This is a genomic window from Pseudomonas sp. C2.3V (genome assembly GCF_058536325.1).
Map to the genome: position 1 here is coordinate 2,474,295 of NZ_JBZUBN010000001.1, position 21,172 is coordinate 2,495,466.

General features: G+C 54.5%; 20 protein-coding genes and 2 pseudogenes. 9 read left to right on the forward strand and 13 right to left on the reverse strand.

The genetic code is table 11. The annotated features are described in order from the left end of the window. Positions 1-56: 56 nt before the first annotated feature. Genes AC4LF3_RS11725 through ttcA form a run of 3 tightly spaced genes read right to left on the reverse strand, consistent with a single transcriptional unit; the run spans position 57 to position 2,330 of the window. Positions 57-818, reverse strand: coding sequence for an NAD-dependent protein deacylase (locus tag AC4LF3_RS11725; RefSeq protein WP_010794749.1), 762 nt, complete (start codon positions 816-818; stop codon positions 57-59). Next, on the reverse strand, positions 818-1,489 hold the full coding sequence (locus AC4LF3_RS11730) for a DNA-3-methyladenine glycosylase I (RefSeq protein ID WP_010794750.1): 672 nt from the start codon (positions 1,487-1,489) through the stop codon (positions 818-820). The genes AC4LF3_RS11725 and AC4LF3_RS11730 overlap by 1 nt, the downstream gene beginning before the upstream one ends. Before the next feature lie 16 nt (positions 1,490-1,505). After that, positions 1,506-2,330: a tRNA 2-thiocytidine(32) synthetase TtcA gene (gene ttcA, locus AC4LF3_RS11735; protein ID WP_010794751.1), complete on the reverse strand. Its 825-nt coding sequence runs from the start codon at positions 2,328-2,330 to the stop codon at positions 1,506-1,508. Between the two features lie 100 nt (positions 2,331-2,430). Between ttcA and AC4LF3_RS11740 the strand changes: the two genes are divergently transcribed. Together AC4LF3_RS11740 and AC4LF3_RS11745 are read left to right on the forward strand one after the other, a co-directional pair. Continuing rightward, positions 2,431-3,042 (forward strand): DNA-J related domain-containing protein, encoded by a 612-nt coding sequence (locus AC4LF3_RS11740; RefSeq protein ID WP_491835353.1) that lies wholly within the window; start codon positions 2,431-2,433, stop codon positions 3,040-3,042. Positions 3,043-3,130: 88 nt separating this feature from the next. Next, positions 3,131-3,631 (forward strand): SprT family zinc-dependent metalloprotease, encoded by a 501-nt coding sequence (locus AC4LF3_RS11745; RefSeq protein ID WP_491835354.1) that lies wholly within the window; start codon positions 3,131-3,133, stop codon positions 3,629-3,631. Between the two features lie 51 nt (positions 3,632-3,682). On the opposite strand, the gene AC4LF3_RS11750 is transcribed toward AC4LF3_RS11745, so the two are convergent. Beyond that, a complete protein-coding gene (locus AC4LF3_RS11750; RefSeq protein ID WP_010794754.1) occupies positions 3,683-5,014 on the reverse strand; it encodes a dicarboxylate/amino acid:cation symporter in 1,332 nt (443 codons plus the stop codon). Between the two features lie 385 nt (positions 5,015-5,399). Between AC4LF3_RS11750 and AC4LF3_RS11755 the strand changes: the two genes are divergently transcribed. Beyond that, positions 5,400-6,110: a 4'-phosphopantetheinyl transferase family protein gene (locus AC4LF3_RS11755; RefSeq protein WP_491835355.1), complete on the forward strand. Its 711-nt coding sequence runs from the start codon at positions 5,400-5,402 to the stop codon at positions 6,108-6,110. A 44-nt stretch (positions 6,111-6,154) separates the two neighbouring features. Here the strand turns inward: AC4LF3_RS11755 and AC4LF3_RS11760 are convergent, their stop codons facing one another. The 5 genes and pseudogenes from AC4LF3_RS11760 to AC4LF3_RS11780 all read right to left on the reverse strand — a co-directional run bounded on the left by AC4LF3_RS11760 (position 6,155) and on the right by AC4LF3_RS11780 (position 9,792). After that, positions 6,155-6,451, reverse strand: a complete 297-nt coding sequence (locus AC4LF3_RS11760; RefSeq protein ID WP_491835356.1) for a hypothetical protein — start codon at positions 6,449-6,451, stop codon at positions 6,155-6,157. Between the two features lie 111 nt (positions 6,452-6,562). After that, entirely contained in the window at positions 6,563-7,174 is a 612-nt protein-coding gene (locus tag AC4LF3_RS11765; protein ID WP_491835357.1) for a tRNA-uridine aminocarboxypropyltransferase, read from the reverse strand. 57 nt (positions 7,175-7,231) lie between these two features. After that, positions 7,232-8,182 (reverse strand): annotated as a pseudogene (locus AC4LF3_RS11770) (methyl-accepting chemotaxis protein); the annotation flags it as partial. A gap of 333 nt (positions 8,183-8,515) precedes the next feature. Further along, a pseudogene (locus AC4LF3_RS11775) lies at positions 8,516-8,797 on the reverse strand (PAS domain-containing protein); the annotation flags it as partial. Between the two features lie 95 nt (positions 8,798-8,892). Continuing rightward, positions 8,893-9,792, reverse strand: a complete 900-nt coding sequence (locus AC4LF3_RS11780) for a LysR family transcriptional regulator (RefSeq protein WP_019365201.1) — start codon at positions 9,790-9,792, stop codon at positions 8,893-8,895. 140 nt (positions 9,793-9,932) lie between these two features. Here AC4LF3_RS11780 and speB point away from each other — a divergent pair, with 140 nt between their 5' ends. From speB to AC4LF3_RS11805, 5 genes are all read left to right on the forward strand, one after another. Then, positions 9,933-10,883, forward strand: a complete 951-nt coding sequence (gene speB, locus AC4LF3_RS11785; protein ID WP_074824114.1) for an agmatinase — start codon at positions 9,933-9,935, stop codon at positions 10,881-10,883. Between the two features lie 192 nt (positions 10,884-11,075). Continuing rightward, positions 11,076-12,584 (forward strand): purine-cytosine permease family protein, encoded by a 1,509-nt coding sequence (locus AC4LF3_RS11790; RefSeq protein ID WP_491835358.1) that lies wholly within the window; start codon positions 11,076-11,078, stop codon positions 12,582-12,584. A gap of 17 nt (positions 12,585-12,601) precedes the next feature. After that, positions 12,602-13,327, forward strand: coding sequence for an MBL fold metallo-hydrolase (locus tag AC4LF3_RS11795; protein ID WP_491835359.1), 726 nt, complete (start codon positions 12,602-12,604; stop codon positions 13,325-13,327). Between the two features lie 50 nt (positions 13,328-13,377). Next, entirely contained in the window at positions 13,378-14,775 is a 1,398-nt protein-coding gene (locus AC4LF3_RS11800) for a sodium:solute symporter family protein (protein WP_286786870.1), read from the forward strand. Between the two features lies 1 nt (position 14,776). Beyond that, positions 14,777-16,381, forward strand: a complete 1,605-nt coding sequence (locus AC4LF3_RS11805; RefSeq protein ID WP_434154654.1) for a 5-guanidino-2-oxopentanoate decarboxylase — start codon at positions 14,777-14,779, stop codon at positions 16,379-16,381. A gap of 22 nt (positions 16,382-16,403) precedes the next feature. Here the strand turns inward: AC4LF3_RS11805 and AC4LF3_RS11810 are convergent, their stop codons facing one another. From AC4LF3_RS11810 to AC4LF3_RS11825, 4 genes are read right to left on the reverse strand one after another with little or no spacing between them, the layout of a single operon-like run. Further along, complete coding sequence (locus AC4LF3_RS11810) at positions 16,404-17,585, reverse strand: vWA domain-containing protein (RefSeq protein ID WP_434134448.1); 1,182 nt, start codon at positions 17,583-17,585, stop codon at positions 16,404-16,406. A gap of 3 nt (positions 17,586-17,588) precedes the next feature. Then, on the reverse strand, positions 17,589-17,984 hold the full coding sequence (locus tag AC4LF3_RS11815) for a GFA family protein (protein ID WP_312272450.1): 396 nt from the start codon (positions 17,982-17,984) through the stop codon (positions 17,589-17,591). A 13-nt stretch (positions 17,985-17,997) separates the two neighbouring features. Further along, complete coding sequence (locus tag AC4LF3_RS11820) at positions 17,998-18,846, reverse strand: AAA family ATPase (protein ID WP_434134449.1); 849 nt, start codon at positions 18,844-18,846, stop codon at positions 17,998-18,000. Positions 18,847-18,906: 60 nt separating this feature from the next. Next, positions 18,907-19,971 (reverse strand): AsmA family protein, encoded by a 1,065-nt coding sequence (locus AC4LF3_RS11825; protein WP_074824089.1) that lies wholly within the window; start codon positions 19,969-19,971, stop codon positions 18,907-18,909. 127 nt (positions 19,972-20,098) lie between these two features. On the opposite strand from AC4LF3_RS11825, the gene cysK reads away from it, so the two are divergent. Further along, entirely contained in the window at positions 20,099-21,073 is a 975-nt protein-coding gene (cysK, locus tag AC4LF3_RS11830; RefSeq protein WP_491835360.1) for a cysteine synthase A, read from the forward strand. Positions 21,074-21,172 lie beyond the last annotated feature (99 nt).

The following is a 21,172-nucleotide window of genomic DNA, read 5'->3' on the forward strand; positions in this document are numbered from 1 at the left end:
CGAAATTCAAAAGTTGCGACACTTTGCCGTTTACCCAACGAACAGGCAAGAATTTTTTAATCGGACATGTGACTTAAAATAATCGATAAAACGTCTACGGCCCTTTTTTGGAGCCTGACTGTCACCGATGCACTCAAATCAGTCATGGTTGGATTGATCTCGGCAACAAAACCCCCGTTGTTGAGGGTCTGCAAGGCTGGCTCGATGACATACGGGAAACTGGCGGTAGTGCCTATGAGGAGCACAACGTCATAACCGGTAGCATTCTGCTGCATCAGAGTAGATACCGCTCTGGCAGGTAAGGCCTCCTCAAACAGCACGACGGGCGGTCGTAAAACACCCCCGCAACGGTCACACCGTGGCGGCAGGGAATGACCAATTTTATCAGCAACAGGGATATTGCCTGCCTCGCAGGCCGAGCAAAACAGTGGCCCCATCTCACCATGGATCTCTATGACTCTGTCCATGGGCGACCCGGCTCGCCGGTGAAAACCATCGATATTCTGGGTCAGCACCCAACACTCAGACTTGCGCCGCTGTAACTCGGCTATGGCCTCGTGACCTGCATTGGGTTGAGCGCTAAGACAAGCCCTGCCCAACTCCGCCAGATACTTCCAGCAGACATCCGGACGGTGTCGAAACATCGTACCGGAGAGCGCAGCCTCGATAGGAATACCCTCTTCGGTTTTTCCGTTATACAGCCCATTGAGACCACGATAGGTAGGCAGACCAGAGTCTGCCGAAAGCCCAGCACCTGTTATCACAAGAATCCGCTGAGCGCTTTCAAGCGCCTGGGCCACCTGCCGTATCGTGTCCATCAATGATTTACCGTATGCGCGAGCATGACCGAAAGCTGACACAACGGCCGCTTGCTTTCCGCCTGCCATTGATTGAAGGCGGCCTGCATGGCAGCCCGATCACGCTGACTGGTCGGCTCCTTGTCGATAACGTTTTGAGCCTTGAGCGCAGCCACAACGTCCTGCGTGGCAACGAAAGTGTCCTTGCCCGCCATTCTCAAAAAACGCGGTGCCGAAAGCCCTCCCATCTGGCTACCTCGCCGAGATAAAAGCTGCCAGAGTCCCACAATATCCTCTGAGGGCCAATTCGCCAGAAATTGGCCAAAGTCACCCTGTTCCCGTTGGATATCCAGGATGAACTGCGCATTACGGGGAACGCTTTTCAGCTTCCCCAGATGCCGGATTAGACGCGTGTCCTGCATGAGCCGCTCCAGCCATTCGCCGCCCATCAGGACGACCTTTTCTGGATCAAAGCCAAAGAAAACCTCTTCGAACGCAGGCCACTTGGCGTCTACCAGGCTGTGCTTGAGACCCGCACGAAATATTCGCCGCGTCATCAAGGACAAATAGCGGTCAGCAGTCACTTGGGCGAGCGCTTCGGCTGATGCGGGCTGGGGTAATACCGCTTCAAGGGCTTTGGAAGAGCCGAAGCGGTTCAGGCAAAACTCATGGAGCCAGGCATAGTCACGCATTGGAGAACACAATACCTCAGAGATTCATAACATCCAGAAAACGCGGTGTAGCGTCCTCATCGATGCGCAGGTTCACAAAATCGAACAAATTACGGTCGGCCAGCTGCGAAGGAACTACATTTTGCAGAGCCCTGAACATAATTTCGGTGCGCCCTGGGGTCTTGCGATCCCACTCCTGAAGCATCTCCTTGACTACCTTGCGCTGCAGGTTTTCTTGGGAGCCGCACAGGTTGCATGGAATGATCGGGAACTGCTTGAGCTCTGCGTAGGCTTCGATGTCCTTTTCGCTGCAATACGCGAGCGGACGGATTACGACATTGCGTCCATCGTCTGCCAAAAGTTTAGGCGGCATTGCCTTGAGGGTTCCGCCATGGAACAAATTAAGGAAAAAGGTCTCTACTATGTCGTCCCTGTGATGGCCAAGCGCCATCTTGGTCGCTCCAATTTCGTCGGCATAGGTATAAAGCGTTCCGCGGCGCAGACGCGAGCAAAGCGAGCATGTCGTTTTGCCTTCGGGAATCTTTTCCTTGACGATCGAATAGGTGTCCTTTTCGATAATGTGGTAAGCCACACCGATGGATTCGAGATAGGCCGGCAGTACGTGCTCGGGAAAGCCTGGTTGCTTCTGGTCCATATTGACCGCAACGATCTCGAATTTGATAGGCGCGACCTTTTGCAGGTACAGCAACACATCAAGCATGGTATAGCTGTCTTTACCACCAGACAGGCAGACCATGACCTTGTCGCCATCTTCGATCATGTTGAAATCGGCGATGGCTTCGCCAGCCAGACGTCGCAAACGTTTCTGGAGCTTGTTCTGATTGACAGAAAGGGTGCTCATGGATGAATCCAAATCAGGAAATGCACGAAAAGGACTATTTTACGCGTAAAGCACGGTTTCCCCTACCCTGCTCTGTACAACCCGCTTATCGGTATGGGCTATGACTGCTTTTCAACCAGCCCCGAATGAAACGCTCATTCATCAATTGCATGCATTGCTCAAGGCGGCCCCTGCAGGGTTATCGGAATACGATGTGATCCAGCGCCTCAGGGCGGACCGGTCACCTTTTGTGCCTCAAGAGCCGCTGTTGGATAAACTGGTACTGTTTCGCACGCACTTCGTCTTGTTCAATGCCTTGTATACCCTGCGCGATCGATTATGGGCCAATGCCAGTGCGCACCTTGAGATCCATGCCCTGCGCATTCAGCTACAGGATTATCGCCGAGCAAAACCCGGCCTGATCGTAGCGGATCCTTTGCGCAGCTATTATCTGGATCTCGAACAGCTCGACACGACCACGCTGGAAGACATAGAGGCGCTGCTGGAGAGCTTCTGGACTCGCCAGAATGATGAAGGTGGCATCAAGTCTGCCTTTGCATTGCTGGATCTGGACGAGTCTGCTTCATACTCAGCCATTCGCCATCGGTACCGACAGCTGGTTAGCCGTAACCATCCGGATCGTGGAGGCTGTACCGCAACTCTGCAGTCACTGAATGGGGCAATGGAAGCACTCAGGCGGCATCATTTGCGTAATGAGAGCATCAATCAGTAATTAGCTGTCCGGGCTGCTTGCCGGTAAGCGGCCCACTTAGGCAGCCGATGCGCTTTGACGCATAATAGGCTCGATACGGAGAAAGCGAATGCCTCAAGCCTTACTCGCTCGTGTCGAAGACTGCTATCAGCTGGCCGAGCAATTTTTCAAAAAACCGTTTATTCGCCCCGACGTGAGCCTTCGCCTACGAGGACAGAAAGCCGGGGTTGCCCATCTGCAGGAGAACCGCCTGCGCTTTAACGAGGTGCTCTACAGGCAGAATCAGGAGCATTTTTTAAAGCATACCGTTGCCCACGAAGTGGCCCATCTGGTAGCTCACCAACTATTTGGCAGTCGAATAAGTCCGCACGGCAAAGAGTGGCAACTCATCATGCAGGGGGTATACGGTCTGCCACCAAGCAGATGCCATACCTATACAATTGAGCGTCCGGCACGGAAGGTCTACCTCTATCGGTGCGGCTGTTCGGAAAGCCCTTTTTCCTTTACCGCGCGCCGACATGGACTGGTCAAGAAAGGGTATCGCTACTCCTGCCGTCGCTGTCAGAGTCCGCTGACTTACACAGGGCAAACACGGCTCGACAATGAATGACGAACAAGCAATAAAAAGCCCCGTCTAGGCGGAGCTTTTTATTGGGAGAGATCAAGCCACCTTGTGGGCTTCTTCTTCCTCTATACGCGTCGGGCCATTGGCCAGCTCACGGTGCAGTTGGCCCTCATCCAGCTGGTTACACCATTTGGCAACCACAATGGAGGCGACACCATTACCTACCAGGTTGGTCAGTGCACGAGCTTCGGACATGAAGCGATCGATACCTAGAATCAGGGCCAAACCCGCAACAGGCAAGTGACCTACCGCGGACAAGGTTGCAGCCAGGACGATGAAACCACTACCCGTTACACCTGCCGCACCCTTGGAGGAGATCAGCAGCACGAGCAACAGCGTGATCTGATGCGTGATATCCATATGGGTGTTAGTTGCCTGAGCAATAAACACAGCCGCCATGGTCAGGTAGATGGATGTGCCGTCCAGGTTGAACGAGTAACCGGTGGGAATTACCAGGCCAACCACTGACTTCTGAGCGCCCAGTTTTTCCATCTTGGTCAACATGCGTGGCAGTGCAGACTCGGAGGAAGACGTACCCAGCACGATCAGCAGTTCTTCACGGATGTACTTGATGAACTTGAGAATGCTGAAACCATGGGCACGGCAAATGGCGCCTAGCACGATAAGCACGAACAACACGCAGGTTATGTAGAAGCACAGCATCAACTGGCCGAGCTGAACCAGCGACCCCACACCGTATTTGCCAATCGTGAAGGCCATGGCACCAAAGGCACCGATTGGAGCCAGCTTCATGATGACATTGATGATATTGAAGAATACGTGAGAGATGCGATCGATGAAGTTGAAGATCAGCTCGCCCTTCTCGCCCAAACGATGCAGGGCATAGCCGAACAAGACAGCAAAGAACAGCACCTGAAGAATTTCACCCTGGGCGAACGCATTAACCACCGTCGACGGGATGATGTTCATCAGGAACTCAATGGTGCTCTGCTTTTCACCAGCAGCCGCGTAAGCAGCGATACCCTTGGTATCCAGAGTGGCAGGGTCAACGTTCATGCCAGCGCCCGGCTGGACAACGTTTACAACAATCAGACCAATGATCAGGGCAATGGTCGACACGATTTCAAAATACAGCAGCGCATAACCGCCGGTCTTGCCGACGGCCTTCATGCTCTGCATGCCGGCAATCCCTGTTACAACGGTACAGAAGATGATCGGCGCGATCACCATCTTGATCAGCTTGACGAAACCATCACCTAGCGGCTTCAGGGCAGCACCGGTATCCGGGTAGAAGTGACCAATCAAGATACCGATGGCAATAGCCACCAGAACCTGAACATACAAGGACTTATACAACGGGGGTTTTGCAGCAAGAGGCACTGCGGTTGCTTCAATTTTAGCTGTCATGGGAGTGATTCCATGGTGCTTACGCTCACATCCTTGCGATACGTCAAGCCAATCGCGTTCTGCCCCTCATCCAGGGAGCTTTTGTTGTGGATTAAGGCCATGCCTTGATCTTGCCATATACAATGCAAGCCATGTGCCACCCCAACACAAAAGACAAAACTCCATATTTTTCATAGCGTTAGCTACTGAGAAGCATGAATAAAGAGGTTCAAGAGGCGGATATTCGCCCAAGGTGGCGGTTTTCCCCCTGAGGTATTTGGGGGAAAACCGCCGCAGCAGAGGTTGGCATTGCCGATAAAAAGCTGATCATGCAACACCTGTCTGATGCCAATGACTGACTGTAGCGTCGCTTGGCGGATGAGATACAGCGCGGCAGAATGCTTTCATGACTACTCTCTATCCTGGCGATATTCTTCCAACCTTGTACTGGCCGTTTCCAGTTGAGCGACTGGGCGTGGCTCTATACTCCACGCGCTTTATCCCTACCCTGTTAACCGCCGCGGATTTCGACTGCCTTGACATGGCGCTGCCCCCGTCACTGCTAAAGGCCGTGCCGAAGCGGCAGACCGAATTTCTGGCTGGACGATTGTGCGCACGAGCATCGTTAGCTGAAACAACAGGAGCCGTGCAAACGCCACACGTAGGGAAAGATCATGCACCTATGTGGCCGAGAGGCTTCTGCGGCTCCATTACTCACAGTCACGGCTGGGCAGGAGCAGCAACTGCGGCAACCAGGCACTGGCAAAGTATCGGACTGGACGCCGAGACGCTGCTGGCTCCAGGACGTGCAGCGAGGCTGGCCAGTGAAGTGCTGACGCCCCGTGAACATGAAAGCCCTGATGCTGAAACCGCCTTTTATGTCACTGCAGTCTTTTCGCTCAAGGAGAGCCTCTTCAAGGCGCTTTATCCGCTGACTGGCGTTCGCTTTTATTTCCAGGATGCCGAGCTGGTCGAATGGGATCCATCCGGCTATGCCCGGTTACGTCTCGCCAAGACGCTTTCACCCTGCTGGCAAAAGGGGCGGGAGCTTGAGGCCGTGCATGTGCTTGAAGGGCAGCGCTTTCTGAGCATGATCAGAGTGCCTGCTGGAATCTAATAAAAAGCGGAGCCTAAGCTCCGCTTTTCGTCACGACTTGCCTTTCACATCATCATGCTGCGGGCATCGGCTACAGGTGCCGGTGGAATGGGATCAGGTACGGTGGGCTCGCCAGGCTCAATGGGTTGCGATGGCGGAGAAATAGGCTCAGTCGGAACACCAGGCTCAATAGGCTGGTCTCCACCCATCCATACTGGAATGAAGGCCAGAATGGTTTCGTCCTCTTCCACCTGTCGTACGACTTGGATACTCAAGGTCATGGCTTGCTCTCCTACTCGACCGGTCTTACCGGATTCATCCGGGCTGTAATGGATAGAGCCTAATACGGCCAAGAAATTCATAATTTCCGGTAAGTGGTCGCTTTTGACTGTTTAAAGAGCCCGCACGCTTTGAACGCTTCAGAGCTTCCTTAAAAAGAGCATGCCTAAACGGTATGTCGGGCTCATGACAGCCTAATGATGATGTCTTTTCAGCGCGTGGTTTTTTGCAAATACCTCTTCACCCATTGCCTCGATCTGGCGCTCGATTAACCTCTCGAAAGGCGCAAGCAGCGCATCGAAACGCTTGGGCGTCTCTAATATGTTCAAGGCTGTGACAATCGCTTCGATGGTCGAGACAGCCCCAGCGGCAGGAGCTTTTCGAAGGCGATAACGCGACGAAAGACCGGTCGGCAAGCTGACTCGTGGTAACGCTGCCACGCACGGATTAAGGTACAGCAGCTTGCGTGCCTTTCGCCATGTGCCGTCAGGTATGACAAGCATAGTCTTGCCAGAATGCTCAGCTTTGGCCTTTATATGCTCAAGGCTTTCAGCCTGCTCGTCAGGAAACAACAACCAGGGCGTATACCCTTCCCAACGGGCTTCGAGCCCTTCGAACTGCTCACCAACAAGCAACTCGCTGTTTACCAAACCTAGTGCGGCCAGGCGCGCCGTGTTCAGCGCATGCTGGGTTTCGTCAGGGTACTGCAGGATCAACAGGCGAGCCGCACTGGAAAGCCTGGGAACAAGCGCGCACAAGCAATGGCTTTCAGGACGCTGGCATGCAGCACAACGTGGGCGTGACATATAACCTCTAGGTAGACCAATAGCAGGTAACAGCCATCAGTCTACCTCAAGCGTTGCCTAGCGATTAAAGCGCTCTGCCAGATCACGCAGATAGACTGCCATCTGCTCAAGCTCACCACTGAGCACAGCACCTTGCTGTGACTGTTGAGTGCTGTGATCGGATAACTCGGCAATGCGGGTGATCTGCTGATTGATGTCCTCTGCCACATGGCTCTGCTCTTCTACCGCCGTAGCCATCTGCTGGCTCATGGCCGTGATTCGCATGACCGCCTGGCTGATACCCTCCAGTGCCTCGCGTACAGCTGCCGTGTGTTCTTCACTCTGCCGTGAGGCCTCTTCGCCCTTGGCTGCTGTAGCAACGGCGCGCTGCGCGCCTGAACGCAGGTTCTCGATGATCTGGTGAATCTGCTGGGTAGAATCACGCGTACGTGAAGCCAGCGAGCGCACCTCGTCTGCGACCACGGCAAATCCGCGACCAGCCTCACCTGCTCTCGCCGCTTCAATCGCAGCATTAAGCGCCAGTAGATTGGTCTGCTCGGCAATCGAAGTAATCACATCGGCAACACTGCCGATCGACTGGGTGGAATCGGCAAGCTCACCCACTGCCTGTCCAATTTCACTCACGGCGCCAGCCAGCTGCCTCATGGAGGCTAAACTCTCATCCGCCACGTCACGACCATGCAGGGCCAGCGACTCCGCCTCGCCAGCAGCCTGAGCCGTCTGGTTAACGTTTTGCGAAACCTCCTGAATGGTGGCAGACATTTCGTTGATTGCGGTGGCTGACTGGTCGGTCTCATAGCGCTGACGATCAAGCAACTCGGCTTGAGCCCGCGCAAGACGTAACGACTCTGCCGCCTTGCTCTGCACGTTGTTGCCTGTATCCACCAGGCGAGTCAGTGCCGTTTGCAAACGTGACTCCTGGCTTTGCAAGGCGAGATCCATCTGGCCTGCCGCGCCAAACTGGTTACTATACGTAGGCGCAACGATGGCGCTGGTAAACATCTTCGGATTGGCCTCGAAGATCTTTTCAATGGTCCAGCGCTGACGCTTGAACTGCCAGAAGGTAATGCCTAGTGCACTGGCAACAATCACACCCGCCTGGGCAAGGTCGTTGAAATAGAAATGACCGCCAAAGATAACCGCACCGCTGAAAAGCGTAGGCCATGCAATTTGGACAGAATGCTTGATGGCTTCTGTCACTGGTACTGCACGCTTGCCTTCGCGCAGCCGTGTATACATGACATCGGCCCGTCGGATCTGATCAGCGGTGGGCAGCACACGTACGGACTCATAGCCCACCATCTGGCCATTTTCCCAGATAGGTGTGACGTATGCGTTTACCCAATAATAGTCGCCGTTCTTGCAGCGGTTTTTGACGATACCCATCCAGGCTTTGCCCTGTTTTAGGGTATCCCACATATGGCCGAATACACCCTCAGGCATATCTGGATGACGAACCAGATTATGTGGACTGCCAATAAGCTCTTCTCGTGTAAAACCACTTATTGTGACGAAAGCGTCATTGCAATAAGTAATTTGTCCCTTGAGATTCGTCGTTGAGATAAGACGCTCACTTTCCCTGAATGTACGAGCCTGTTGTGTCACTGGCAGGTTTTTGCGCATGGCGGAGAAGCCTTCTTGATTTCCAAATAATCGGACGTTCACTTAAATGATGGCAAATAGCATTCATGTTAGTTGTCATCATTTTTTAACGTCGATTACTTATCGGCACGCCGCATATGAGCTTTAAGAATTCTTTGAAAAGTCTGTATTAGACTTTCGCGATTACGGCCTCGGCGAAATATGAGCGAAAATGGCGCTTGATAGCCAAACATTGCTGGCTGTAAAGCACGTAATCGCCCTTGATTAACCCACGCATGAACATAATGCTCAGGTAGATAACCTATATAAGCTCCTGAAAGAATTAATATTAACTGAGCCTCCATACTTTCAACTGTTGCCGCACTTTCCTTGAACCCATGCCGAGCCAGTTCGGCCTGACTCCAATAGCCTCTTCGGACCATTCTTTGTTGAGTAATAAGTTCTTCGGGAATATGTCTTTCCTTGAATAAAGGATGGCGGTCGCTGCAATACAACCAATGTTGTTCGCGATAAAGTGGCTGGTACGTTACCCCATTCATTCGCGCAGAAAACGCACCGATGGCTAAGTCCAAACGGTTTTCAAGAATGGCCAGTTGAAGGTCATAAGGACTCATGACCGTCAGATGAATGTGGACTGAGGGGTATTCGCCAGTATAAGCACCGATAACATCCGCCAATGACAAGGCAGGCTCATTGGCTAACGAGTCCAGCATCCCCAGCTTGAGCGTACCGCTCAGCTCGCCCTTGAGCGCGGCTGCATATCGCTCAAAGCCTTCGATCTCTCCCAGGATTCTCAACGTCTCCTGATAAAACATCTCACCCTTGCTGGTCAGCCCAAACCCGCCGCGCCCACGATGACACAAGGTGATGCCCAATTGGCTTTCCAACTGGCTCATATAGGTGCTGATGGCTGACGTTGACAGATTCAGTTCACGCTGTGCCGCCGCAAAGCCCTGGCTCTGGACAACAGTCGCGAAAATTCTGAGTAGACGAATATCGTGCAGCGCATTGGCCATGGACAGGATCCGTTGTCTTATTTTTTTCAGCCTATCCGATAGTTTAGAAATCTCTGAACTGATTTTTTGCACGTGCCGATTTTTCAGGCGCTGTTTCCTTCACACAATCGGGCCATCGTTTCGCAGGCAGGAGATCGATTGTGGAGAAAAAGCTTCATCAACCGCTGGGTGGTAACGAGATGCCACGCTTTGGGGGCATCGCGACCATGCTGCGCTTGCCTCACCTCGAGTCGCCTGCCGGGCTGGACGCCGCCTTCGTTGGTGTGCCATTGGATATTGGAACATCACTGCGCTCCGGCACCCGCTTTGGTCCACGCGAAATTCGGGCCGAATCCGTCATGATCCGCCCCTACAACATGGCAACCGGCGCCGCGCCATTCGATTCGCTCTCGGTGGCCGATATTGGCGATGTAGCCATCAATACCTTTAACCTTCTTGATGCCGTACGGATTATTGAAGAGGCCTATGACGGCATTCTTGAGCACAATGTCATTCCGCTCACCCTTGGAGGTGACCATACGATCACCCTGCCCATTCTCAGAGCCATGAAGAAGAGATATGGCAAGGTTGGGCTGGTTCATGTCGACGCCCATGCCGATGTGAACGATCACATGTTTGGCGAGAAGATTGCCCATGGCACCACCTTTCGCCGGGCAGTTGAAGAAGGCCTGCTGGACTGCAATCGCGTCGCGCAGATCGGACTACGTGCCCAGGGTTATACGGCAGATGATTTCAACTGGAGCCGCGAGCAGGGATTTCGCGTTGTGCAGGCGGAAGAATGCTGGCACACATCGCTCTCCCCTCTGATGGCGGAAGTCCGGGCAAAAGTGCAAGGCGGCCCTGTTTACCTGTCGTTTGACATCGACGGTATTGACCCCGCCTGGGCTCCAGGAACCGGCACCCCTGAAATAGGTGGACTGACCACCATTCAGGCGCTGGAAATTATCCGCGGCTGCCACGGGCTTGATCTAGTGGGAGGCGATCTTGTGGAGGTATCTCCCCCATACGACACTACAGGCAACACCTCTTTACTGGGCGCCAATCTGCTTTATGAAATGCTGTGTGTACTGCCTGGGGTGGTACGCCGATAGCCGCTGTAACGATAAATAAATCCGAGGAGTCCGCAAAGACTCCCGTTTGAGGCAGGTCCAGAACTTGCCTCAGGCAATTAGCCTTCCGGCCTTGCCGTACTGCCGAACACCAACCCGCGGGCCCAGCGCCTACGGGGATAACAAAAGAAGCCATCGCTCAGTGCAGTGGCCTATAACCGTGTCGAGGCGACCATGGATAACCCTAACGGTATCACCCGTATCGAAACCTTTGGCGTCGAAAAAATTCCGGACGCCGAGCGCAATGCCACTCCTTTCGATTTGTTTCGTATGATTTTTGGTGGAGCGAATACCTTCGCTACCGCCGTGCTGGGCAGTTTTCCTATTCTTTTTGGCTTATCTTTCGAGGCAGGCGTCTGGTCGATTCTTCTGGGCGTCATGACCGGCGCGGTTATCCTTGCGCCCATGGGCTTATTTGGCCCTATAAACGGCACGAACAATGCCGTCTCGTCCGGGGCTCATTTCGGTGTACATGGTCGCATTGTAGGCTCGTTCCTTTCCCTGCTGACCGCTATCGCGTTCTTTTCACTTTCCGTATGGAGTTCAGGCGATGCCCTGATCGGAGGTGCCAAGCGCCTGATCGGTCTTCCTGAAACAGACCTGACGCTCGGACTGGCCTACGGCGTATTTGCCATACTGGTTTTGACGGTCTGCCTGTATGGCTTCCGCTTCCTGCTCTGGGTGAACAAGGTCGCGGTCGTTAGCGCCAGCGTGCTGTTCATGCTGGGAATCGCAGCCTTTGCAGGGCCGTTCGACGCAAGTTATGCCGGCACGCTCAATCCCGGCACAGAAGGCTTTTGGGCAGCGTTCATAGGCTCGGCGCTGGTTGCCATGAGTAACCCGGTCTCCTTCGGCGCCTTCCTGGGTGACTGGGCACGCTATATTCCTCGCCAGACATCTAAGCTGCACATCATGCTGGCCGTAGTGCTTTCTCAGGTCGCAACGCTGATTCCCTTCCTGTTCGGTCTGGCCACGGCCAGCATCGTGGCTGTAAAAGCCCCTCAGTACATCGCTGAGAATAACTATGTAGGTGGCTTGTTAGCCATTTCCCCCAGTTGGTTCTTTTTGCCCGTCTGCCTGATTGCCACCATTGGTGGAATGTCTACCGGCACCACCTCGCTCTATGGAACAGGACTGGACATGTCCAGCGTCTTCCCTCGTGTACTGACGCGAGTACGTGCCACGCTCCTCATTGGTGTTGCGGCCATTGTATTCATCTTTATCGGCCGCTTCGCCGCCAATCTGGTTCAGAGCGTGTCGACATTTGCAGTGCTGATCATTACCTGCACCAGCCCCTGGATGATCATCATGATCATCGGACTGATCAATCGGCGTGGTTTTTACTGCCCTGAAGATCTACAGGTCTTTACTCGCGGCAAACGTGGAGGACGCTACTGGTTCCACCACGGCTGGAACTGGCGGGGCCTGGGCGCCTGGATTCCCAGCGCGGTGGTTGGGTTGCTATTCGTCAACCTGCCCGGTCAGTTCGTAGGCCCCTTAGGCGAGCTGGCAGGCGGAATCGATATCAGCCTGCCTATCACGCTAGGCATGGCCGCCCTGCTCTACAGCCTGCTGCTCCGGTTTTTTCCAGAACCGATCGAAGTCTATGGCCCTGCCCGGCTCAACGCATCTGCAACACGCGGTGGTCCTGCACTGATCCGTTCCAACGCCAGCCTATCCTGATTTCTGGAGTGACACCCATGAACATTGTCAGCCGAGATCAGTGGTTCGAGGTAAAGCGTGGCGCCGATGGGATCAGTCTGATCCACGAACCTTACATTCGGCCCTTTTATCGCTGCAACCTCTGGCACATTCAAGGACGAGAGCGTGATGTTTTGATCGATAGCGGCTCGGGTGTCGTCAGCTTGCGGGAGCAACTTCCCTGGCTGACCGAGCGTCCCTTGATGGCCGTGGCAAGCCATACGCATTTCGATCATATCGCTGGGCATCATGAGTTCGATGAGCGCCTGGCGCACCCTGCTGAAGCCGATATTCTCGCCCATCCCACCCGCGAGAATACCCTGGCGGCCGGGTATGTCACGGACGCCATGTTCGAGGCATACCCTGACTGCCCGCTGTGCTATGCCGAATACTGCGTCAAAGCTGCTCCAGCGACTCGCCTGATCGAGGAAGGCGACATTCTTGACCTCGGCGATCGCCACCTGGAGATCCTGCATACACCCGGGCATTCGCCTGGCGGCATCAGCCTATGGGAAGCCGCCACCGCAACGCTATTCAGCGGCGACATTATCTACGACGGGCCGCTGGTCGAGGATGCCTACCACTCGAATCTGGAGGCCTATGCCTTAAGTCTGGAGCGACTTCGACAAATGCCTATCCGCACGGTACACGGCGGGCATTTCCCCAGTTTTTCCGGTGAACGCCTGCGGCACCTGATCGACGGCTGGCTCAAGGCACATGCCTGAAGCCTCTCGTTGCCCGGCTCCTCATTCAACTGAATCTAAAGGAGGCCTTCATGGCCCTGGATATCCTTGTGGTCCTCGCCTATGTAGCTGCCATGCTTTTACTAGGCTGGATCGGCATGCGCCGCGCTAAATCCCATGATGAGTTTCTAGTGGCGGGTCGCAACCTGGGACCCACATTTTATATGGGCACTATGGCGGCTACTGTATTGGGCGGCGCCAGCACGGTAGGTACAGTGCGCCTGGGCTATGTACACGGTATCTCCGGGTTCTGGCTGTGTGCGGCCCTGGGGCTTGGCATCATTATCCTGAATCTGTTTTTGGCCAAACCGCTCCTCAAACTTCGCATCTTTACCGTGACTCAGGTACTGGAGCGGCGTTACAACACAACCGCACGCCAAGCCAGCGCCGTCATCATGGTAGCCTATGCACTTATGCTGGCAGCGACCTCGACCATTGCCATCGGTACAGTCATGCAGGTGCTTTTTGGCATTCCCTTCTGGCTGGCCGTCGTGATCGGCGGCGGCGTGGTAGTGGTATATTCCGCAATTGGAGGGATGTGGTCCCTGACACTGACGGATATCGTCCAGTTCGTCATAAAGACCGTAGGCCTGATGTTCATCCTCCTGCCGATCTGCCTGTATAGGATTGGCGGCTGGGATGAACTCGTTGCCAAGCTGCCTGCCTCCAGCTTCAGCTTTACCGCCATTGGCTGGAGCACGATCGTGACGTACTTCGTCATCTATTTCTTTGGCGTCCTGATCGGACAGGATATCTGGCAGCGGGTATTTACTGCCCGAAATGAGCGCGTCGCCCGCTATGCAGGTACTACCGCAGGCATTTATTGCGTGTTGTACGGACTAGGTGGAGCCCTGATTGGCATGACAGCCAAGGTGCTCTTACCGGATCTGGACAATGCCAACAATGCCTTTGCCGCAATCGTTCAGGCAGCCCTGCCGGATGGCATCCGGGGCCTGGTGATCGCTGCCGCTCTGGCTGCCATGATGTCTACCGCCAGCGCGGCCCTGCTAGCTGCTTCCACAGTTTTAACGGAAGACCTGATCCCGGTATTACGTCAGGGAAGGCCGCTGACCAATCTCTCGCTCAACCGTCTGTTTACCTTGCTCGTCGGACTCATCGTATTGGGTATTGCCCTGGCAGTAGACGATGTACTCAACGCGCTGACGTGCGCCTATAACCTGCTGGTTGGCGGCATGTTGATTCCCCTGATCGGCGCCATCTATTGGAAGCGAGCAACCACACCTGCCGCGATCACCAGCATGTTGTTGGGCTGTCTGACGGCACTGATCTTCATGTTCAAGGATGGCCTGGAAGCCAACACGCCCATTTATTTCAGTCTGGCGGTCAGTCTGAGCAGCTTCGTATTGCTGAGCCTTTTGGCTCGCTCCGCTCAACATGCCCTGGCAACAACCGCGCCTGAGGAGATTTAGCATGGTTACCTGCGGCCAATTTCTGGTTCGACAACTTGAAGCCTGGGGCGTGGATACGGTATTTGGCATTCCCGGTGTTCATACCGTTGAGCTTTACCGAGGCTTACCAGACAGCAGCATTCGCCATATCACGCCTCGCCATGAGCAAGGTGCAGGCTTCATGGCGGACGGTTACGCTCGCGCCAGCGGCAAGCCCGGGGTCTGCTTTGTCATTACCGGCCCCGGCGTAACCAATATCCTGACTGCCATGGCTCAAGCCTATGCAGACTCCATCCCCATGCTGGTCATTTCAAGCGTAACTACGCGGGCCCGCCTGGGGCGGAACGGTGGCTATCTGCATGAGCTGACCGATCAGCGCGCCATGACCGCCGGGGTGACAGCCTTCAGTCATACGCTGCTGGATGTCGACCAGCTGCCTGCGGTCCTGACCCAAGCCTTTGCAGTATTCGAAAGCCAAAGGCCTCGACCTGTACACATTGAACTTCCCCTCGACGTCATTACCGCGCCCGCCGATCACTTGTCCCTTGTATGCCAACCCTGCTTCAGCCGCCCGGCACCTGACCCGCAGCAGCTCGACCTGGCCGCCAAGCGACTCGGAAACGCCAAACATCCATTGGTACTACTGGGAGGCGGCTGTATTGCCGCAGCCAGCGAAGCCAGGATTCTTGTCGATAGACTCGCAGCGCCTGCCGCTACCACTATTAATGCCAAAGGAGTACTGCCTGACCACCATCCACTGGCATTGGGGTGCAACCAGTCATTGCCCGCCGTCAGGCAACTGGCAAAAGAGGCGGATGTCATTCTGGCTATCGGGACAGAATTGGGCGAGACGGATTACGACGTGGTTTTCGATGGTGGATTCGAACTGAGTGGTGACCTGATCCGAATCGATATAGACCCTGATCAACTTACCCGTAACTACCAGCCCTGGCTGGGTATTGTCTCGGATGCAAGGACGGCTATCCAAGAGCTTCTGAACAGATTGCCTCCTGGCATTTTTCAAGCAACCGGTAGCGGTCGCGAGCGTGTGACCAAGGCCCGGCGTGAGCTAGCCGACACACTGGCACCACTCAGCCACTTCCGTACACTGTTCGATACGCTTAGCCGAGCCTGTCCCGATGCCTGTTATGTAGGTGATTCAACACAGCCGGTTTATGCAGGTAACCATATCATCGAGCTGTGCTCGCCACGTCGCTGGTTCAATGCCTCTACGGGCTACGGCACCTTGGGCTATGCCTTGCCAGCCGCCATTGGAGCCAAGCTGGCCTGTCCAGATCGGCCGGTTATCTGTCTGATCGGTGACGGCGGTATCCAATTTACCCTGCCGGAGCTGGCCAGCGCCGTAGAGGCGCGTGTCGGAATCATCGTTCTCTTGTGGAATAACCAGGGATACGGTGAGATCAAGCGATACATGAAGCAGCGCACCATTACACCGCTGGGTGTAGACATTTATACACCCGACTTTATAACGCTAGCTCAAGGCTTTGGCTGCGCAGCCGCAAAAGCCTCTGATCATCAACATCTGGAACAGCTACTCCTCGATGCGCCACCCGATAGGCCCTTCCTGATAGAAATTACCGAGGCCCCTCCTTTCGCTCCAGACTAATAGAAGGCTTGCCCTGCAAGCCTCACCCACGTGCGAGGTAACGCATCCCCTCTTCCAAGCCTTCAAGGGTCAATGGGTACATATGCCCCTCAACCAATTCCTGGATGATCTGAATAGAGGATGTGTACTCCCAAACCCGCTGCGGATAGGGATTAAGCCAGATGATCTTTCGAAATTTGGCCTTGAATCGCTCCATCCAGACTGAGCCTGCTTCTTCATTCCAGTGCTCCACACTACCGCCGGGCTGAAGTACCTCGTAGGGCGCCATGGACGCATCGCCAACAAATACCACTTTGTAGTCCTCGCCATAGCGATGCAATAGATCAAGCGTAGACGTCAGCTCGCTCATCCGGCGCTGGTTGTCCTTCCAGACTGATTCATAGATGAAGTTATGGAAGTAGAAATATTCCAAATGCTTGAATTCAGTGCGGCAGGCTGAAAACAGTTCCTCACAGACCTGCACATGCATGTCCATCGACCCGCCGATATCCAGCAACAGCAAAAGCTTGACCGCATTGTGGCGCTCGGGCCGCATCTGGATATTCAGCAGTCCAGCATCGCGGGCGGTATGATCGATAGTGCCTTCGATATCAAACTCTTCCGCTGCCCCCTCCCGGGCAAACTTACGTAGACGCCGAAGAGCAACATTGATATTCCGACGCCCGAGCTCCGCCTGATCGTCCAGGTTACGGTACTCACGTTGCTCCCAGACCTTGACGGCCTTTCCCTGCCTTTCACCTGCCTCGCCGACACGAATGCCTTCAGGGTTATACCCCCCTGAGCCGAAGGGGCTGGTGCCGCCCGTACCAATCCACTTGTTGCCTCCTGCATGCTTACTTTTTTGCTCGGCCAAACGCTGCTTGAAGGTTTCAATGAGCTTGTCCAGACCACCCAATGACTGAATCTGCGCACGCTCCTCGGGCGTTAGTGAACGCTCAAAGGCTTTACGCAACCACTCATCCGGGACCAATACTTCCAGCGCCTCGTCGAGTGATTGAAGCCCGTCAAAATACGCTGAAAATGCCCTGTCGAAGCGATCAAAATGACGTTCGTCCTTGACCAGGGTAGTACGTGCCAGAAAGTAAAAGGCGTCCATGTCTGCAAACACGACACCTGTCAGTAGCGCTTCATGCAGATCCAGTAACTCTCGCAGGGAAACGGGAATTCGAGCAGAACGCAACTCATGAAAAAGACTCAGCAGCATCGGCTATTCCCGGCTGGAGAACGATGAGTCATGACGCACCGGCGCTTGATACCACGACGGCTGGGTCTCGGTAAAAATCTCATCGACAGGCAAGGCACCAAGCGCGGAATCCAATGATCCTAGCGCCAACCCCAGCGTATCCCGGCCATCCCGCAAGAACTGTAGATTCGACCCGCACCGCCGGCAGAACGTACGAACCACCTCTGGAGACGAACGGTAGGCTGCAACATCTGCTTCACCGGTCGTGAAACGAAAGCTTTTCTTAGACACAGTCGTATACGTAGCAAAGGCCGCACCATGGGCCTTGCGGCACATCGAGCAGTGGCAGTGGGTGGCTTTTTCAAGGGAAGTATCGACCTCATAAGTCACCGCACCGCATAGACAGCTACCCTTGAGCATAGGACCCCCTTGATTATCGATAGCCGTTTCGCCGCGTCATGAAAGCCAGGCGCTCAAGCAGCTGAACATCCTGCTCGTTTTTGACCAAGGCCCCGGCAAGCGGCGGAATAGCCTTGCGAGGGTCTCGTTCACGCAGAACAGACTCACCGACATCATCGGCCATCAACAGCTTCAACCAATCGACCAGCTCTGACGTGGAAGGCTTTTTCTTGAGCCCAGGCACCTGACGGATATCAAAGAACACCTCCAGCGCCTCATTGACCAGCGTCTGGCTGATATTCGGAAAATGCACTTCCACAATACGCTTTAACGTATCGTGGTCAGGAAACGCAATGTAATGGAAGAAGCAGCGACGCAGAAAGGCATCAGGTAGCTCCTTCTCGTTATTGGACGTAATGATAATGATGGGACGATGCTGGGCACGAACCGTTTCGCCTGTTTCATATACATAGAACTCCATGCGATCCAGTTCTTGCAGCAGATCGTTTGGAAACTCAATGTCCGCCTTGTCGATCTCGTCAATCAACAGAACGACCCGCTCCTGCGCATCAAATGCCTCCCAAAGCTTGCCTTTCTTAATGTAGTTGGCAACATCATGAACCTTGTCGATACCCAACTGGGAATCGCGCAGCCGGCTGACGGCATCGTATTCGTACAGCCCTTGATGCGCTTTCGTAGTGGACTTGATATGCCAGGTGATCAATTGTGTACCAAGAGCCTGCGCCAGCTGCTCAGCCAACAGCGTCTTGCCAGTACCAGGCTCCCCTTTTATCAGCAGCGGACGCTGCAAGGTGATGGCTGCGTTTACAGCCAATTGGAGATCAGCGGTTGCTACGTAATCCGCCGTACCTTCAAATTTCATGGGCAACCCTCGGGATTGATCAACAGGACGTGATAATAGGCATAAAGCACAGGCGATACACTAACCCCGATCCTCATACTGAGCGCTGAATGCCTGAATGAAAGCATTCCGCAGGATGGAAAAGAACGCCTGTAGAGGACTGATATCCTGCTGCTTGACGCTGCCCTGCAATTCAACTCGAGTCGCGAACTGATCCTTGCGCTGATTTTTCAAAAGGGTTTGACTTCCTCCTACCACGGCTTCCCACAGCCCGCGGAAAAATCCTTTGTCTTTATTCTCTACATCCTGACGCCAATCGAAGACGTCGACATTCTTGAACAAGGGTTTGATGTAGCCGCTGAGCTGTCCATTATCAGCCCTGGCATCAATGACCAGATCACCACTACCGGACTTGAAGTCAAACTTGCCATACGCCTTGGCAAAGTCATTTATTTTGGGCAGGTCTACCTGCGTTACCCTCAGCCGAAACAGGAAGTCACTAAAGTCGCTGAAGGGGTCGAATTCTGCCGAGGTTTCCAGCGGTGCATTATCCAGCACAGTGGCCTTGCCTTCGAAACGTGCCACCCGCTTGCCTTGCGCATCGGCGGCATTGGTCAGGTTGTAAAGGCTGGCGTTTACCTGGGTCGCCTGCAGATTGACGGGGGGTGACGAATTGAAATTACGGAAACTGAGCTTGCCATCCTCTACACGCACCTCATTTAAGGTGATCGAGATGATCTTCTCCAGCTGAGCACGCCAGTCCGTACCCTCACCTGTCTGGGAGGACTGCGGATCATCGCCGCCGTCGACAAAGTTAAGTTCGGGGCGCTCGAAAATAATCCGCCCGACAATGGCGTGATCTTCCCATAACGCTCTTCCGCTCACGGCAATGTCGATGCTGGGCGCGTCCAGAAACGGTACGGGCACCTTGCCTGTCACCTTTTCGATCTTGAGTCCATCGATACGGTAGGCGCCCCGCCACCACGCCAGATCGACATCGGCAATATGTCCCCGATAATCGCCCATGTCCGCTAACTTGGTATTGAGGTAATGTCGTATGACATAAGGCATGGCGAGCTGCACGACAACCAACAGGGCAACTATGCTCAAGATGACAAGTGCAGGCGTTTTATAGCGCAGTTTCATGACTCGGTTCCCTCTGGCATGTCTTTCATGGACCGACCATGCCAGTGGCAGTTTCCTTGGACTGGACGCCTTGACGCCATAGCCTTAGGCTGAACTCATATTTGTTGACCCATGCAGGGATCTTTAGATGAGCCGAATTTTCGCTGATAACGCACAATCCATTGGTAACACACCTCTGGTTTACATCAATCGCCTTGGGCCAAAAGGGGTAACCATTCTGGCCAAGATCGAAGGCCGTAACCCGGGCTATTCAGTGAAATGCCGAATCGGCGCCAACCTTATCTGGGATGCCGAGGCCAACGGCAAGCTCAAGCCCGGCATGACCCTGATCGAACCTACGTCCGGCAATACCGGCATTGGTCTCGCTTATGTTGCAGCAGCCCGTGGATACAAGCTCATCCTGACCATGCCCGCCTCGATGAGCCTGGAGCGTCGCAAGGTTCTCAAGGCACTAGGTGCCGAGCTGGTACTGACAGAGCCCGCCAAAGGTATGAAGGGCGCGATTGAAAAAGCCAAAGAAATTGCGGAAAGCGATCCTTCTCGCTACTTCATGCCCCAGCAATTCGAAAACCCGGCCAACCCGGCCATTCATGAAAAAACCACTGGCCCGGAAATCTGGAACGACACCGATGGCGCGGTGGATGTCCTGGTGGCGGGTGTTGGTACCGGCGGCACACTAACCGGTATTTCCCGCTTTATCAAAAACACCAAGGGCAAGCCTATCCTGTCAGTAGCGGTAGAGCCCGAGAGTTCGCCTGTTATCACCCAGACCATGGCCGGCCAGGAAGTCAAACCCAGCCCTCACAAGATCCAGGGGATCGGCGCTGGCTTCGTACCGAAAAATCTGGATCTTTCCATGGTGGATCGAGTGGAACGCATCAGTGACGATGAGTCAAAGACCATGGCCCAACGGCTTATGCGTGAGGAAGGCATCCTCTGTGGCATCTCGTGTGGAGCCGCCATGGCGGCGGCCGTGCGTCTTGCCCGTGAACCCGCCATGCAGGGAAAGACAATCGTTGTCATCCTGCCTGACTCCGGTGAACGCTATCTGTCCACCATGCTGTTTGACGGCTTGTTCAGCGAACAGGAAACCGTCCAGTAACCTCATTCGGCCCGCCACCGGCGGGCCTTTTCGTTTCTCCCTGCCCTACTTTCGGCTGCTAGAACGGCACTGGCAGCTGAGCTACTATCGCGTTAGAGC

Bases quoted from the DNA above. Each gene is read 5' to 3' on its own strand.
- AC4LF3_RS11725 (WP_010794749.1), bottom strand. From the start codon at position 818: ATGGACACGATACGGCAGGTGGCCCAGGCGCTTGAAAGCGCTCAGCGG.
- AC4LF3_RS11730 (WP_010794750.1), bottom strand. From the start codon at position 1,489: ATGCGTGACTATGCCTGGCTCCATGAGTTTTGCCTGAACCGCTTCGGC.
- ttcA (WP_010794751.1), bottom strand. From the start codon at position 2,330: ATGAGCACCCTTTCTGTCAATCAGAACAAGCTCCAGAAACGTTTGCGA.
- AC4LF3_RS11740 (WP_491835353.1), top strand. From the start codon at position 2,431: ATGACTGCTTTTCAACCAGCCCCGAATGAAACGCTCATTCATCAATTG.
- AC4LF3_RS11745 (WP_491835354.1), top strand. From the start codon at position 3,131: ATGCCTCAAGCCTTACTCGCTCGTGTCGAAGACTGCTATCAGCTGGCC.
- AC4LF3_RS11750 (WP_010794754.1), bottom strand. From the start codon at position 5,014: ATGACAGCTAAAATTGAAGCAACCGCAGTGCCTCTTGCTGCAAAACCC.
- AC4LF3_RS11755 (WP_491835355.1), top strand. From the start codon at position 5,400: ATGACTACTCTCTATCCTGGCGATATTCTTCCAACCTTGTACTGGCCG.
- AC4LF3_RS11760 (WP_491835356.1), bottom strand. From the start codon at position 6,451: ATGAATTTCTTGGCCGTATTAGGCTCTATCCATTACAGCCCGGATGAA.
- AC4LF3_RS11765 (WP_491835357.1), bottom strand. From the start codon at position 7,174: ATGTCACGCCCACGTTGTGCTGCATGCCAGCGTCCTGAAAGCCATTGC.
- AC4LF3_RS11780 (WP_019365201.1), bottom strand. From the start codon at position 9,792: ATGGCCAATGCGCTGCACGATATTCGTCTACTCAGAATTTTCGCGACT.
- AC4LF3_RS11790 (WP_491835358.1), top strand. From the start codon at position 11,076: ATGGATAACCCTAACGGTATCACCCGTATCGAAACCTTTGGCGTCGAA.
- AC4LF3_RS11795 (WP_491835359.1), top strand. From the start codon at position 12,602: ATGAACATTGTCAGCCGAGATCAGTGGTTCGAGGTAAAGCGTGGCGCC.
- AC4LF3_RS11800 (WP_286786870.1), top strand. From the start codon at position 13,378: ATGGCCCTGGATATCCTTGTGGTCCTCGCCTATGTAGCTGCCATGCTT.
- AC4LF3_RS11805 (WP_434154654.1), top strand. From the start codon at position 14,777: ATGGTTACCTGCGGCCAATTTCTGGTTCGACAACTTGAAGCCTGGGGC.
- AC4LF3_RS11810 (WP_434134448.1), bottom strand. From the start codon at position 17,585: ATGCTGCTGAGTCTTTTTCATGAGTTGCGTTCTGCTCGAATTCCCGTT.
- AC4LF3_RS11815 (WP_312272450.1), bottom strand. From the start codon at position 17,984: ATGCTCAAGGGTAGCTGTCTATGCGGTGCGGTGACTTATGAGGTCGAT.
- AC4LF3_RS11820 (WP_434134449.1), bottom strand. From the start codon at position 18,846: ATGAAATTTGAAGGTACGGCGGATTACGTAGCAACCGCTGATCTCCAA.
- AC4LF3_RS11825 (WP_074824089.1), bottom strand. From the start codon at position 19,971: ATGAAACTGCGCTATAAAACGCCTGCACTTGTCATCTTGAGCATAGTT.
- cysK (WP_491835360.1), top strand. From the start codon at position 20,099: ATGAGCCGAATTTTCGCTGATAACGCACAATCCATTGGTAACACACCT.